Genomic DNA, 14,862 nt, shown 5'->3' with positions numbered 1-14,862 from the left:
GGAGGTTTCTATGGCAAAAAAGACAGGCATTAAACTGATTGCCAATAATAAAAAAGCATTTCATGATTATTTTATCGAAGATACTTATGAGGCAGGGATTGCTCTTGCAGGAACAGAGGTGAAATCTCTGCGTATGGGCAAATGCAGCGTAAAGGAATCTTTTGTCCGGGTGGAAAATGGCGAAGTATATATTTACGGGATGCATATCAGCCCTTACGAAAAGGGAAATATTTTTAACAAGGATCCTCTGCGGGTGAGAAAGCTTCTTCTTCACACATATGAGATCCGTAAGATGGAAGCCAAGTTGAAAGAAAAAGGACTGACGCTTGTTCCGCTGAAGGTTTATTTTAAGGACAGCCTCGTGAAAGTGGAAATCGGTCTGGCGCGAGGCAAAAAACTCTATGACAAGCGTGAAGATATCGCCAAAAAAGACCAGAGAAGAGAGGCGGAGCGAGACTTTAAGGTGAAGAATCTGTATTGACCGGATGTTGGATTCTGGTTATAATGTCTTTAACTGGGATTGGCGCGGGATTCTGTTTTGTTTTATCATAGGAAAGTGCTTTGCATTTTCCTATGATAAAATAAAGCCCTCCGGGCAGGATTCTTTCTTGCCTGATGAAAAAGAATCCCTGTGCCGGAAAAGCAGATATCAATACAAACAGAAAAAGGAGCAGAATCATGGATAAAAAAGAATTCGCATTAAAGCAGCATGAAACCTGGGGAGGCAAGATTGAAGTTATCAGCCGTGCAGAGATCAACACTCCGGAAGAACTTGCCGTAGCGTATACACCAGGTGTTGCAGAGCCATGTCTGAAGATCAAGGATGATGTTGATCTTTCCTACAAATATACACGACGCAGTAATATGGTTGCTGTTATTACAGACGGAACAGCAGTTCTTGGACTTGGTGATATCGGACCGGAAGCCGGTATGCCGGTTATGGAGGGCAAATGTGCCCTGTTTAAATGCTTTGCAGATGTAGATGCATTTCCACTGTGCGTGCGCAGCAAAGATGTAGATGAGATCGTAAAGACGGTAAGCCTGATTGCCGGAAGTTTCGGAGGGGTCAATCTGGAAGATATTTCCGCACCCCGCTGTTTTGAAATTGAGCGTAAGCTGAAGGAATGCTGTGATATTCCGATTTTCCATGATGACCAGCACGGCACCGCAGTTGTGGTATGTGCAGCGCTGATCAATGCACTGAAGCTTGTTGGCAAGAAGCTGGATGAAGTGACGGTCGTCACATCGGGTGCCGGTGCAGCCGGTATTGCGATTATTAAGCTGCTGGTAAGTCTTGGACTGAAAAATGTCATCATGTGTGACCGTACCGGTGCAATTTATGAAGGAAGAGAAGGCCTGAATCCGGAAAAGGTGGAAATGGCAAAGATTACGAACCGTGAAAAACGTCAGGGCTCTATCGGAGAAATGCTGAAAGGTGCGGATGTATTTATCGGAGTATCTGCTCCGGGAGCTTTGACTCAGGATATGGTACGTTCCATGGCGAAAGATCCGATTCTCTTCACTATGGCGAATCCGGTGCCGGAGATCATGCCGGATGAAGCGAAGGCAGCAGGGGCAGCAGTAGTCGGAACCGGACGCAGCGATTTCCCGAACCAGATCAATAACGTTCTTGCATTCCCTGGAATCTTCCGCGGGGCTCTGGATGTCCGTGCAAAGGATATCAACGATGAGATGAAGGTTGCAGCTGCGTATGCCATTGCAGGTCTGATTAAAGAAGACGAATTGACAGCGGATTATATTATTCCGAATCCGTTTGACAAGAGAGTGGTAAAGGCTGTTGCGGAGGCTGTTGCGGAGAAAGCAAGAGAGACTGGCGTGGCACGTCTTTGATTATGAATGAGGAGAAGCGTTCGTTAAAAAGTGTGGAAGATTCCCGTACGGAACAGGTGCATCTCATTATGAGCCAGCATCTGAACGCTGCAGGCCGTCTTTTTGGCGGAATGCTGATGCAGTGGATTGATGAAGTGGCTACCGTTGTGGCAATGCGTCATGCAGGTACGGATAAAGTGACTACAGCAGCAGTCGATAATCTGCAGTTCAAGGAGGCTACATATGAAGGAGAACTTCTGGTTCTTATCGGTTATGTGACCTGTGTGGGAAAATCATCCATGGAAGTAGAAATCGATACTTATGTAGAACGTTCCAATGGAATGCGGTATTCTGTAAATCGTGCATTTTTTGTGATGGTGGCAATGGACGAAACGGAACATCCCATGGAAGTACCGGGACTTGAGATTCGTACAGAAGCGGAAAAAGGACGGTATGAAGCCGGACTTCTGCGCAGATCCATGCGTAAGAAACGAAGCAGAAACGGATTTTGAAAAAGCAGATGACCATGAAGTACATTGGTGTTTTCTGAAATAAAATGGTTCTGGCAGGCATCCGTTGACAGGAAATGGATGCCTGTTCTTTGTATTACAGGAAGGTGCTTTGCATTTTCCTGTAAGGCAGGAGTGCATTGCGGCGGAGAGGAATAAGATTGCTAAAAAATCATAAAGGAAATTACCGGATATAAATCAAAGCTTTTCTTTTATGTGGGAAACTGGTATAATATAAACGACTTTAAGGGAAAATACGAAGATTTTTCGTGTATTATGCACAGAAAAACTGTTTCTGTGTAAGATACAAACAATCATGAAAAGTCTAAAAATTGTATGAAATCCTCCGAGGTTTGGTTGACAAGAATGGGATACTCTGTATAATGAATCGTATGGGAGGAATGATTCATGAAAAAATGTAAATTGCTACTTGCAGGAATTTTGCTTTTCTGCCTTGCAGTGTCCGGCTGCGGGAAGAAGGAAACTCCGGTTGTTGAGGTTGAGGTGACTGCAACTCCTGCACCATCTGTGACAGCAGCTCCTACAGAAGGTGCGCTTGTGGAAATGCAGAAATCTGAGACTGCTGATATTAAGAATCGAATCAGTGTAAAATCTGAGAATACAACGCAGATTATTCTGATCAATGACACCGGTGATGATATTTCTGCTTTTTATGTCCGAGCGACCATCGATGACGATGAGGAATGGGGAGAAGAACTGATACAGGGGAAATTTGTTCTGAAAGACGGAGAAAAAGCTCTGTATTATTTTGATCCGAGTACCATGGAAACAGAAACATCATCCGGAAATACCTACGATCTCCGTATTGCTTATACAGATGAAGAAAAGAGTGAATGCTACTTCCGGAAACTTCCGCTTAAGACGATTAAGCAGATTACGCTCTGCATGGATGATTCAGGAGATTATACCATTCCATATGCAAAATATTTAAGTGGCAGCAGTAAGGTGGAAACTTCTACTTTGAATGAAGTGAAGAAGCGTCTGGGACTGCTGGATTCTGATGAAGATTCTGATGACGGTGAGGAGCAGCCGACTCCGACTTCGGAACCGGAACAGGTACCGTATGATACTCCGGAACCGACACAGGCGCCTGAGGAACCGTCAGATAATGGAGGAGATGATCAGGATTCGAATATCACAGCTGCAGAGAATTGTATCGGCAGATCACTGGATGAACTGATTGCAATCTGCGGGGAACCAAGCGGAAGTCAGTATGAAGAAGAACCGGAAACAGGAGAGACCGGTTATCACTATTATGATAATTTTACGGTATCTACGACAGTGGATGAAGACGGCAATGAAATTGTAGCAGGCGTATGGTAATGATGCTGCAGTTGGTGAACAGATCGTATTGTGTATGGAAAAGCAAATGTGCAGTTTGTTATTTCGAGACAGGAACAATAAGGAAGAAAGGAATCGGAATCGGACCATGGATATGAAGCGAGTATTGTTAAAATTAAGCGGAGAAGCGCTTGCAGGAGAAAAAAAGACAGGATTTGATGAAGCAACCGTTATTGGAGTTTCCAAACAGATCCGCAGTATTGTGGAAGATGGGCTTCAGGTTGGAATTGTGATTGGCGGCGGAAACTACTGGAGAGGACGTACCAGTGAGACCATCAATCGTAACAAGGCTGACCAGATTGGTATGCTGGCAACTATTATGAACTGCATTTACGTTTCGGACATCTGCAGATATCTGGGACTGAAGACAGAAATCTATACCCCTTTTGCATGCGGCACATTTACAAAGCTGTACTGCAAAGACGAGGTAGAGAAAGATTTTGCGGAAGGTAAGGTCGTATTTTTTGCAGGCGGAACAGGACATCCGTATTTTTCCACAGACACAGCAACCGTTCTTCGCGCGGTGGAAATTGAAGCAGATGCGATTCTTCTGGCCAAAGCTGTAGATGGAATTTATGACAGCGATCCCAAGACAAATCCGAATGCTGTGAAATACGATGAAATTACTATTGATGAAGTGGTTGCCAAAAAACTGGCGGCAATGGATCTGACAGCATCCATCATGTGCATGGAACAGAAAATGCCGATGCTGGTATTTGGTCTGGAAGAGGAAAACAGCATTGTGAATGCTGTTCACGGGAAGTTCTCTGGAACCAGAGTTACCGTGTAACCGGGTATGTTCTGAAGGGCTGCGTAATACAGCTGCTCAGGAGATAAATCTGTGAAGGTATCAGACAGAAAAATGAAAAGCAAAACAGGAGAGGGAGATTTTTAAAATGGATGAAAGAGTTCAGAAGTATGAAGACAAAATGAAAAAAACATTGAGCGGCTTTGAAGCAGAGCTTTCCACGATTCGTGCAGGACGTGCAAATCCGCATATTCTTGACAAACTTACCGTAGATTATTACGGAGCACCGACACCGCTTCAGCAGGTAGCTAATATTACGGTACCGGAAGCACGTATGATTCTGATTCAGCCATGGGAATCCAGCCTGATCAAGGCCATCGAAAAAGCAATTCTGGTTTCTGATCTTGGACTGAACCCGAGTAATGACGGCAAGGCAATCCGTCTTGTTCTTCCGGAACTTACAGAGGAACGTCGTAAGGAACTGGTGAAAGATGTTAAGAAAAAAGGCGAAGCAGCCAAGGTTGCTGTCCGCAACATCAGAAGAGATGCGAACGATGCATACAAGAAACTGACCAAACAGGATGTTTCTGAAGATGAAGTGAAGGAGTTAAGTGATAAGGTACAGAAAATTACAGACAAGTTTATCAAAGACATTGATGCGGCTGTTGATAAAAAATCAAAAGAAATCCTGACCGTATAATGAGTAAGGAAAGAGAGCCATCAACACGGCTCTCTTTCCTTGTAGGGAGATCAGAAAATCAGTACGGTGAGAGGAGAACCTATGAATATACCGAATCATATTGCCATTATCCTGGACGGGAACGGACGATGGGCAAAGGCAAAGGGGATGCCGAGAAGTTACGGACATATAAAAGGATGTGCCAATCTTGAAACAATCTGTGACGATATGAAGGAACTGGGCGTAAAATATCTGACAGTTTATGCTTTTTCCACAGAGAACTGGAAACGTTCCAGAGAAGAAGTGGAAGGGCTGATGAAGCTTTTCCGAAACTATCTGAAAAAGTGTATTAAGATTTCCGAGAAGAATAAAATGAAGGTGAAAATTATCGGAGATGTGACAGCTTTTGATGAAGATATTCAGCAGAAAATCAGAGACCTGGAAGAGTTTTCAAAAGATTACACGGAGCTTCATTTTCAGATTGCGCTGAATTACGGAAGTCGTGATGAGATTGTCAGAGGAATGCGCCGTATGGCCGAGGATGCTGCACAGGGCAGATTAAGGCCGGAGGAAATTGAGGAGAAAACAATCGGAAATTATCTGGATACCGCAGGAATTCCTGATCCGGATCTGCTGATCCGCACAAGCGGAGAACAGAGACTTTCCAACTTTCTTCTGTGGCAGCTGGCATATACGGAATTTTATTTTACAGATGTTCCGTGGCCGGATTTTAACAAGGCGGAACTGCTCAGAGCAATTGATACGTATAACCACAGAGATCGCCGGTATGGCGGAGTAAAGGAGGAGTAATCATGTTTAAAACAAGACTGATCAGTGGAATATTTCTTGTGGCAGTTGCTCTTCTGACCATTATCAGTGGAAATTATGTGCTGTTGTTCACACTGGCTTGTGTATCTGTGATTGGAATGAGTGAATTATACCGCGCGATGCATGTGCACGGGGAGAAAACAAATCTCCTGGAACTTGCCGGTTATGCAGGTGCGGCTGTTTATTATGCAGCAGCGTTTATTGATTTTGAACGTTACGGTACAATGGCAATCATCGGCGTGCTGATCCTGATCATGTTTGTGTATGTGTTTTCCTATCCGAAGTATGAGGCAAATCAGGTGATGGCTGCATATTTTGGATTTCTGTATGTGGCTGTTATGCTTTCCTTTATTCTTCTTACAAGAAATCTGGAGGGCGGGCGATTCCTGGTATGGCTGATTTTCCTGTGTTCCTGGGGGTGCGACACCTGCGCATACTGTGTAGGTATGCTGATCGGCAAACATAAAATGGCACCTGTATTAAGCCCGAAGAAATCTGTAGAGGGTGCCGTAGGCGGTGTAGCCGGTGCTGCTCTTCTGGGCATGATCTATGCCTGGGCAACAGGAGGAAAAATGACAGAATATGCAGTGATCTGTGCAGCCGGAGCATTGATTTCCATGGTGGGAGATCTGGCAGCTTCTGCGATCAAGAGAAATCAGGGAATCAAGGATTATGGAAAACTGATACCAGGACATGGAGGAATTCTGGATCGTTTTGACAGTGTGATTTTTACAGCACCGGTTATTTATTATCTGGCTAAAATTGTGCTTGGTATTTAGAAAAGGAGCATTTCATGAAAAAAATAGCAGTTTTAGGCTCTACAGGTTCCATTGGAACACAGACTCTGGATGTTGTGAGGGCCAATAAAGATCTTCAGGTACTGGGAATCAGTGCAGGAAGAAATGTAAAGAAACTGGAAGAACAGATCAGGGAATTTCAACCGCGTCTTGCAGCTGTATGGGAAGAAGAGGCAGCAAAAGAGCTGGCAGTGCGTATTCAGGATCTGGATGTACGTGTGGTATCCGGTATGGATGGCCTTCTGGAGCTGGCAGCCATGCCGGATACGGAAATTCTGGTAACTGCCATCGTGGGAATGCTGGGAATCCGTCCGACCATGGAAGCAATCCGTGCAGGAAAAGATATTGCTCTTGCCAATAAAGAAACACTGGTGACTGCCGGACATCTGATCATGCCAATGGCCAAAGAATATGGTGTGCAGATTTTGCCTGTAGACAGTGAACACAGTGCCATATTTCAGGCAATCAACGGGGAACATAAAGATGAAATCCATAAACTGCTGATTACAGCTTCCGGGGGTCCTTTCCGCGGAAAGAAACGTGCAGATCTGGAGCATGTGACTCTGGCTGATACACTGAAGCATCCCAATTGGGTGATGGGGCAGAAGATTACAGTGGATTCTGCTACGCTGGTGAACAAGGGACTGGAAGTGATGGAAGCACGATGGCTGTTCGATATGGATCTGGATCATATCCAGGTAGTGGTGCAGCCGCAGAGTGTGATTCATTCTATGGTGGAATTCAAAGACGGCGGTATTATGGCACAGTTGGGGACTCCGGATATGCGTCTTCCTATTCAGTATGCGTTATATTATCCGCACAGAAGATATCTGGATGGAGAACGTCTGGATTTTGCGAAGCTGGGACAGATTACATTTGAAGAACCGGATATGGAGACATTTCTGGGATTGCCTATGGCAATTGAGGCAGCTGCGCAGGGAGGTACTATGCCGACGGTATTTAATGCGGCAAATGAACTGGCTGTGAAGAAATTCCTGCATCAGGAAATCGGTTTTCTGGATATTTATGATATTATCGGACAGTCCATGAGCAGACATACGAAGTCTGAAAACCCGGATCTGGAAGAGATTCTTGCTGTAGAAGAAGAAACATATCGTTGGATTGGAAGCAGGTGGTAGATTGAAAATATTGATTGCACTTTTGATATTCAGTGGGATTATTCTGTTCCATGAACTGGGACATTTTCTTCTGGCGAAGAAAAACGGAATTGTTGTGACAGAATTTTCTCTGGGAATGGGACCGAGACTTCTGAGTACCGTAAAAGGAGGAACACGTTATTCTCTTAAATTGCTGCCGCTGGGCGGTTCCTGCGCGATGCTGGGAGAGGATATGGCAGAAGAATCTCTGCCGGGGAGTTTTAACGCAGCTTCTGTATGGAGGAGAATTTCGGTGGTCGCTGCAGGACCGGTATTTAATTTTATTCTTGCATTTGTGCTTTCCGTATTCGTTGTTGGACTGGCAGGATATGATCCTGCCCAGGTGACTGCGGTAGCGGAAGGCTCGGCAGCAGAAGCGGCGGGACTGCAGGAAGGTGACCTTATTACCGAATATCAGGGATATCAGATTGATTTTGGAAAAGATCTGTATCTTTACCGCTATCTGAATCCGCTTTCTGTGGATGACACGATTCATATTACGTACAAACGTGACGGAAAGACATATGAAACGTCTTATCAGCCGGATGTGAATGTCCGTTATCTTCTGGGATTTAACCGGGAATCTGCGGACACGATGGAGGTTGCTTCTCTGATCGAGGGAATGCCTCTGGAAGAAGCCGGTGTAAAAGCCGGGGATGTGATTACCGGAATCAATGGTACCGAAATACCTGATGGGGCAGCTTATGATGCGTATCTGGAAGAACATCCGTTGTCAGATGAACCGGTGGAGATTACCTATATGAGAGATGGCCTGGAGTATGAGACGACTCTGACACCAGGGCAGTATCGTACAGCTGATATGGGATTTGCCTATAATCTGGTGTGCCAGAAGACAAGTGGTCTGAGTGTTCTGAAATACAGTCTGTATGAAGTGAAATATATGATTCGTACTACGGTTTTAAGTCTGAAAGAACTGGTTACCGGAGGTCTTGGAATGGATGACCTGAGCGGACCGGTCGGTGTTGTGGATGCCATTGGTTCTGCGTACGAAGAAAGCAAGGAAGAGGGACTGCTGATGGTATGGGTGAATATGCTGTATATGGCCGTGCTCCTTTCTGCCAACCTTGGAGTGATGAATCTTCTGCCGCTTCCAGCACTGGACGGAGGACGTCTGGTGTTTCTGGCAGCGGAAGCCATCCGCAGAAAACCGGTAAACCGGGAGCTGGAAGGAATGATTCATTTTGCGGGACTGATGTTTCTGATGGCGCTGATGCTTGTGGTCATGTATCACGATATTACTAAAATATTATGATGAGTCAAGGGATGTATTTTTATATTTTCAAGTGATATAAAATGCATCCTTTCTTAATATTACAGGAAAGCGCTTCGCATTTTCCTGTAATATAAAAAAAGCATATCACGGAGAGTATTTCTCATTTTTCTGTGGTAGAATCAATAGTCTGCGTAATATCAGAAAAAGCCTGAATAATATCAGAAAATAGTTGACATTTACAGATGTTTTACCTAAAATGTGAAATGTAATTAAAAAAAAGAAATGCAAAGGAGGATGTAACATGAAAAAAGGTATGAAAAAAATTATCAGCCTTATGATTGCAGCTATGATGGTCGTATCCATGGTTGCATTCAGCACCGTTGTGTATGCGGATGTCAATCCTGATTTCAAGATGGGTGTCATTCTTGTAGGCGACGAAACAGAGGGTTACTCTGCAGCACATATCGAAGGTATCAAGAAAGCTGCTGAGGAACTTGGACTGGAAGACAGCCAGATCATCTGGAAGTACAAAGTTCCGGAAGACTCCACCTGTTATGATTCCGCAGTAGACCTTATGGGGCAGGGATGTTCTCTTATTGTTTCCAACAGCTATGGACATCAGACTTATATGGTACAGGCAGCACAGGAATATCCGGATACCACATTTGTTTCCATGACTGGTGATTTCGCAGCAATCAGCGGATGCAGCAATTTCAAAAACGCATTCACCAAAGTTTATGAATCCCGTTATGTGTCTGGTGTTGTTGCAGGTCTGAAATTAAAAGAAATCACAGAAGACGGAACACTGACAGCAGAAACACAGCCGGATAGCTTTGATGCAGACGGCAATGTAAAAATCGGTTATGTAGGCGCTTTCAATTACGCAGAAGTTGTTTCGGGTTATACCGCTTTCTATCTTGGTGTTAAGAGCGTAATGCCAAACGTTGTAATGGAAGTAAAATATACCAATTCCTGGTTCGATATCGACAAAGAAGCAGCGGCAGCTGAGGCACTTGTTGCGAATGGTGCTGTTATTATTGGACAGCATGCAGACTCTACCGGAGCACCTGCAGCAGTACAGAAGCTTCAGGATGCAGGTACAATCTGCTACTCCATCGGTTATAACATTGACATGCTGGAAACTGCTCCGACAGCAGCTCTTACTTCTGCAACCAATGACTGGGATGTATATTACAAATATGCCATTGACACTGCTATGAACGGCGGTGACATTGATGTTGACTGGGCAAAAGGATATGATGAAGGCGCAGTAAGCATCACAGAACTTGGCGAATCCTGTGCAGAAGGAACTGCAGATTATGTGGCTGATGTGGAAGCTCAGTTAACAGAAGGCACACTTCATGTATTTGATACTGCAACCTTTACCGTTGGCGGCGAGCAGGTTACATCCGCACCTTGCGATCTTTCTTTCATGGACTACACTGCAGATCCTCCTGTCGCAATCTACGAAGGTGAGACCGTAGAGGCAATCACAGATGGTTACTTTGCTGAATCTGAATTCAGAAGCGCTCCATATTTTGCACTTCGTATCGATGGTATCACGGAAGATGCAGAAGCAGTTGAATAAGCTGCAGATGGCAGAAATTTTTGCTTAAAAACTGAACAATGCCTGCTGCAATGGGATAATTATTCCAATTGTAAGAATATGGCAGTAAAAAATACGCAAAGGGGAGCAGAAATGCTTCCTTTTGTGTTTTATTATGTTATAATATGAGAGATTGAAAATAAGGGAAGGGAGGCACAGCTTACATGGAATATGCAGTCCAGTTAAAGAATGTTACCAAGACATTCGGAAAAGTTGTCGCCAATAAAGACGTATCGCTGGATATCCGGAAGGGAGAAATACTTTCTCTTCTCGGCGAGAACGGAAGCGGCAAGACAACACTGATGAACATGATCGCAGGCATTTATTATCCTGATGAGGGAGAGATTTTTGTCAATGGAGCTCCGGTGGAAATCCGTTCTCCAAAAGATGCGTATAATCTTGGAATCGGTATGATTCACCAGCATTTCAAACTGATTGATGTTTTTACAGCTGTTGAGAACATTGCACTTGGACTTGAAAAAAGTGAAAAATTTGATATGAAGGCGATTCAGGCAAAAACGCAGGAAATCTGTGCCAGATATCATTTTGACCTGAACCTTTCGCAGAAAGTCTACGAAATGAGTGTGTCACAGAAACAGACTCTGGAAATCGTAAAGGTACTTTACCGCGGTGCGGATATTCTGATTCTGGATGAACCGACAGCCGTATTGACTCCGCAGGAAACCGAACGTCTTTTTGAAGTAATCCGTAATATGAAGAATGATAACAAATCGGTGATCATCATTACGCATAAGCTTCATGAGGTTCTGGAAATTTCTGACCGTGTAGCGATTTTGAGAAAAGGAGAATATATCGGTGCAGTAGATACGAAGGATGCAACAGAAAATTCTCTGACAGAAATGATGGTTGGAAAGAAAGTCGAGCTGAACATTCAGCGGTCAGAACCGGAGAATACTGTGAAGAGATTGTCCATTTCCAATCTGACGGTTTATAACAAAGAAAATGTAAAAGTTCTGGATGACATCAGTTTTGATGCATACGGAGGGGAAATACTGGGTATTGCAGGAATTTCCGGAAACGGACAGAAAGAACTCCTGGAGGCGATAGCCGGACTTCAGGTGACTGCGGAAGGCAGCAGTATCCGTTTTTATGAACGGGGTAAGGAATCCTCACCTATGGAACTGGTTGGCAGAACCCCGAAAAAGATCCGTGATGCCGGTATCCATCTGGCATTTGTTCCGGAAGACCGTCTGGGAATGGGACTGGTAGGTTCTATGGGTATGACAGGCAACATGCTTCTGAAGAGCTATGGCAGAGGACGCTTGCCGATCACAGATACCAAAGGTCCGAAACAGCTTGCGGAACGGGTCAAAAAAGAACTGGAGGTTGTGACTCCGAGTATCAATACACCAGTATCCAGACTTTCGGGCGGAAATGTGCAGAAAGTTCTGGTTGGCCGTGAGATTGCCGAGGAGCCGACGGTTCTTATGACTGCTTATGCAGTCCGCGGACTGGATATCAATACATCTTATACCATCTACAATCTTCTGGATGAAGAGAAGAAAAAAGGAGTTGCTGTAATTTATGTAGGCGAGGATCTGGATGTCCTCATCGATCTATGCGACAGAATCCTGGTGCTCTGTGACGGAAAGGCAAACGGAATTGTGGAAGGCCGCAGGACTACCAAAGAAGAAGTCGGACTTCTCATGACAAATCTGAAGAAGGGCGGTGCTGAAAATGAGTAAGGAAAGTGCAAAAATAAAAGAGCCCTTTGTGCGTATCGTAAAGCGTGACGGAGCCACATTCAGGAATAAACTGGCAGCCCGTGCTGTTGCGATTCTGCTGGCGCTGGTTGTGGATGCAGTCTTTATTTTTTCCGTAACAGGTTTGAATCCTCTGGCTGTTTATGGAGTAATGTTCAATGGTACTTTTATGACCTCGGTGCGCTTTTCCTGGGCAATGCGTGATCTGGTTACGCTTCTGTGCATCGGTATTGCACTTGCTCCTGCGTTCAAAATGCGTTTCTGGAATATCGGAGCGGAAGGTCAGGTACTGATGGGCGGACTTGCTACCGCACTTGTTATGGTAAAGTTTGGTCAGAGTATGTCAGCGCCCATGCTGTTTCTGACGATGTTTTTGACCAGTGTGATTGCGGGCGGAATCTGGGGATTTGTTCCGGCATTTTTTAAAGCTTACTGGAATACCAATGAAACGCTGTTCACTCTGATGATGAACTATGTGGCTACCAGTATTGTGGCATGTATGACGAATATCATGCGCGGTAAGGCATCCAGTCTCGGAAAACTGAATATGTCGAATCAGGCCGGATGGTTTCCGCAGTTTCTGGGTCAGAGATATAATATCAATATTTTGATCGTAGTGATTCTGACTTTTGTGATGTACTTCTATCTGAAGTATTCCAAACAGGGATATGAGATTTCCGTTGTAGGAGAATCTGAGAACACCGCACGTTACGCAGGAATCAATGTAAAAAGAGTAACAATCCGTACCATGATTCTTTCCGGTGCAATCTGTGGTCTTGTTGGATTTCTGATCGTAGCCGGAAGGGACCAGACGATTTCTACAACATCTGCAGGTGGAAACGGTTTTACGGCAATCATTGTTGCATGGCTGGCAAAATTCAATACTTTTTATATGGCACTGATTTCGTTCCTTTTGATCTTCCTGTCAAGGGGAGCTTCGGAAATTGCATCTGCATACAGTCTGAACGATTTTGCGGCAAGTATTATTGAAGGTATTATTCTTTTCTTTATTCTGGGAAGTGAGTTTTTCATCAATTACAAAATGGTCTTTCGTGGGTCAAAACATAAGGAGGTGCGCTAAATGAGTAATTTGATTGCATGGATCATCCGGGCAATTCCGTTCGGAACAATTATTATGTTTGGCTCCATGGGAGAAATCGTTACAGAAAAATCAGGAAACCTGAATCTTGGTGTTCCGGGAATTATGTATCTCGGCGGTTTTGCCGGTTTTGCAAGTTCCTATTATTATGAGAAACTTTCGCCGGATCCAAAGGGGTGGATATGTGTGATCATTGCCCTGAGTGCTGCGATTCTGGCTTCCATGTTCGGCGGGCTGATCTTCAGTTTTCTGACGATTACACTGCGCGCAAATCAGAACGTGACCGGTCTGGCACTGACAACTTTTGGACAGGGTGTAGCCAATTTCTTTGGTGTATTTATCCTGAATGGTTCCAGTTATTCTGCTGCACCACTGGCAAATGCTGCTTTTGCGAAAAAAATGCCGTTTCTTTCTTCGAAATTCGGTGTGATCAGTAAAACGGTTTTCAGTTATGGTTTCCTTGTTTATGTGGCAATTATTCTGGCAGTTGTGCTTCATTATGTCCTGAATAAAACAAGAGTGGGCCTGAACCTTCGGGCAGTGGGAGAAAATCCGGGAACAGCAGATGCTGCAGGTATCAATGTGACGAAGTACAAATATCTGGCGACCTGTCTGGGTGCCGGAATTTCCGGGATCGGCGGACTATACTATGTACTTGATTATAATCAGGGTATCTGGGCTACAACAGGGCAGATTGAAGCTCTTGGATGGCTGGCTGTGGCGCTGGTTATCTTTACTACCTGGAAGCCTCTGAATGCGATCTGGGGAGCTTATCTCTTCGGAATGCTTTACTGGCTGTATCAGTTCCTTCCGAGTCTGCTTGGAATCAAAGTGGCAAGTTATGTGACAGACCTGATTCAGATGGTTCCGTATGTGGTTACGATCATCGTACTTGTGGTGATCAGTTTCCGTAAGAAAAAGGAGAATCAGCCGCCGGAAAGTCTTGGACTTTCTTATTTCCGTGAGGAACGTTAAAGACTCTGACTGCGGTAACGGAAGAGAATTACGATTTACGAAAAGATGTACTGAATAAAATGTCCTGTGTCGGGAGAGAAACAAATCCCGGGATAGGACATTTTTCACATGTTATGCCGTGTCAGGCTGCTGATCAGGGAATTTTGGTCTGGTAAGCCGAAGAAATAAACGGGAACTTTCTGATACTTCCACCGTTTTCAGAAAGATATTATATTCAGGAACAGAAATGAATTATATCGGTGATGATATTTAAAAATCGATAGATTTCTGATAAAATAATGTGATATGTTCTCAGAAAAACAGAATATCTGCTG

The 14,862-nt window shown here is 44.4% G+C and carries 14 protein-coding genes; all 14 read left to right on the top strand.

The annotated features are described in order from the left end of the window. Window positions 1–10: 10 nt before the first annotated feature. Complete coding sequence (gene smpB, locus ACTNEW_RS05225) at window positions 11–481, top strand: SsrA-binding protein SmpB (protein WP_441058679.1); 471 nt, start codon at window positions 11–13, stop codon at window positions 479–481. A 197-nt stretch (window positions 482–678) separates the two neighbouring features. Continuing rightward, window positions 679–1,851 (top strand): NAD(P)-dependent malic enzyme, encoded by a 1,173-nt coding sequence (locus ACTNEW_RS05220; protein WP_441058677.1) that lies wholly within the window; start codon window positions 679–681, stop codon window positions 1,849–1,851. Window positions 1,852–1,853: 2 nt separating this feature from the next. Further along, window positions 1,854–2,342, top strand: coding sequence for an acyl-CoA thioesterase (locus ACTNEW_RS05215; protein ID WP_441058675.1), 489 nt, complete (start codon window positions 1,854–1,856; stop codon window positions 2,340–2,342). A gap of 405 nt (window positions 2,343–2,747) precedes the next feature. Further along, window positions 2,748–3,683, top strand: coding sequence for a hypothetical protein (locus ACTNEW_RS05210; RefSeq protein WP_441058673.1), 936 nt, complete (start codon window positions 2,748–2,750; stop codon window positions 3,681–3,683). Window positions 3,684–3,795: 112 nt separating this feature from the next. Beyond that, window positions 3,796–4,491: a UMP kinase gene (pyrH, locus tag ACTNEW_RS05205; RefSeq protein WP_441058719.1), complete on the top strand. Its 696-nt coding sequence runs from the start codon at window positions 3,796–3,798 to the stop codon at window positions 4,489–4,491. 106 nt (window positions 4,492–4,597) lie between these two features. Continuing rightward, the gene (gene frr / locus ACTNEW_RS05200; RefSeq protein ID WP_441058671.1) at window positions 4,598–5,149 is read left to right on the top strand and encodes a ribosome recycling factor; all 552 of its coding nucleotides are present in this window, start codon (window positions 4,598–4,600) and stop codon (window positions 5,147–5,149) included. An 81-nt stretch (window positions 5,150–5,230) separates the two neighbouring features. Beyond that, window positions 5,231–5,938 (top strand): isoprenyl transferase, encoded by a 708-nt coding sequence (locus tag ACTNEW_RS05195; RefSeq protein WP_441058669.1) that lies wholly within the window; start codon window positions 5,231–5,233, stop codon window positions 5,936–5,938. Between the two features lie 2 nt (window positions 5,939–5,940). Then, on the top strand, window positions 5,941–6,735 hold the full coding sequence (locus tag ACTNEW_RS05190; RefSeq protein WP_441058667.1) for a phosphatidate cytidylyltransferase: 795 nt from the start codon (window positions 5,941–5,943) through the stop codon (window positions 6,733–6,735). Window positions 6,736–6,749: 14 nt separating this feature from the next. Then, a complete protein-coding gene (dxr, locus tag ACTNEW_RS05185; RefSeq protein ID WP_441058665.1) occupies window positions 6,750–7,892 on the top strand; it encodes a 1-deoxy-D-xylulose-5-phosphate reductoisomerase in 1,143 nt (380 codons plus the stop codon). 1 nt (window position 7,893) lies between these two features. Then, entirely contained in the window at window positions 7,894–9,183 is a 1,290-nt protein-coding gene (gene rseP, locus ACTNEW_RS05180; RefSeq protein WP_441058663.1) for an RIP metalloprotease RseP, read from the top strand. 262 nt (window positions 9,184–9,445) lie between these two features. Continuing rightward, complete coding sequence (locus ACTNEW_RS05175) at window positions 9,446–10,732, top strand: BMP family ABC transporter substrate-binding protein (RefSeq protein ID WP_441058661.1); 1,287 nt, start codon at window positions 9,446–9,448, stop codon at window positions 10,730–10,732. Between the two features lie 182 nt (window positions 10,733–10,914). After that, complete coding sequence (locus ACTNEW_RS05170) at window positions 10,915–12,456, top strand: ABC transporter ATP-binding protein (protein WP_441058659.1); 1,542 nt, start codon at window positions 10,915–10,917, stop codon at window positions 12,454–12,456. Then, entirely contained in the window at window positions 12,449–13,555 is a 1,107-nt protein-coding gene (locus ACTNEW_RS05165) for an ABC transporter permease (RefSeq protein WP_441058657.1), read from the top strand. Before ACTNEW_RS05170 ends, ACTNEW_RS05165 begins: the two co-directional genes overlap by 8 nt. Further along, complete coding sequence (locus ACTNEW_RS05160) at window positions 13,556–14,548, top strand: ABC transporter permease (protein WP_441058655.1); 993 nt, start codon at window positions 13,556–13,558, stop codon at window positions 14,546–14,548. Window positions 14,549–14,862: the final 314 nt, after the last annotated feature.

The organism is Blautia sp. HCP3S3_G3, from assembly GCF_052063365.1.
In the GTDB taxonomy this organism is placed as follows: Bacteria; Bacillota; Clostridia; order Lachnospirales; family Lachnospiraceae; genus Blautia_A.
The sequence above is the reverse complement of the archived record's forward strand: the minus strand, read 5'-3'. Positions and strand labels throughout refer to the sequence as shown.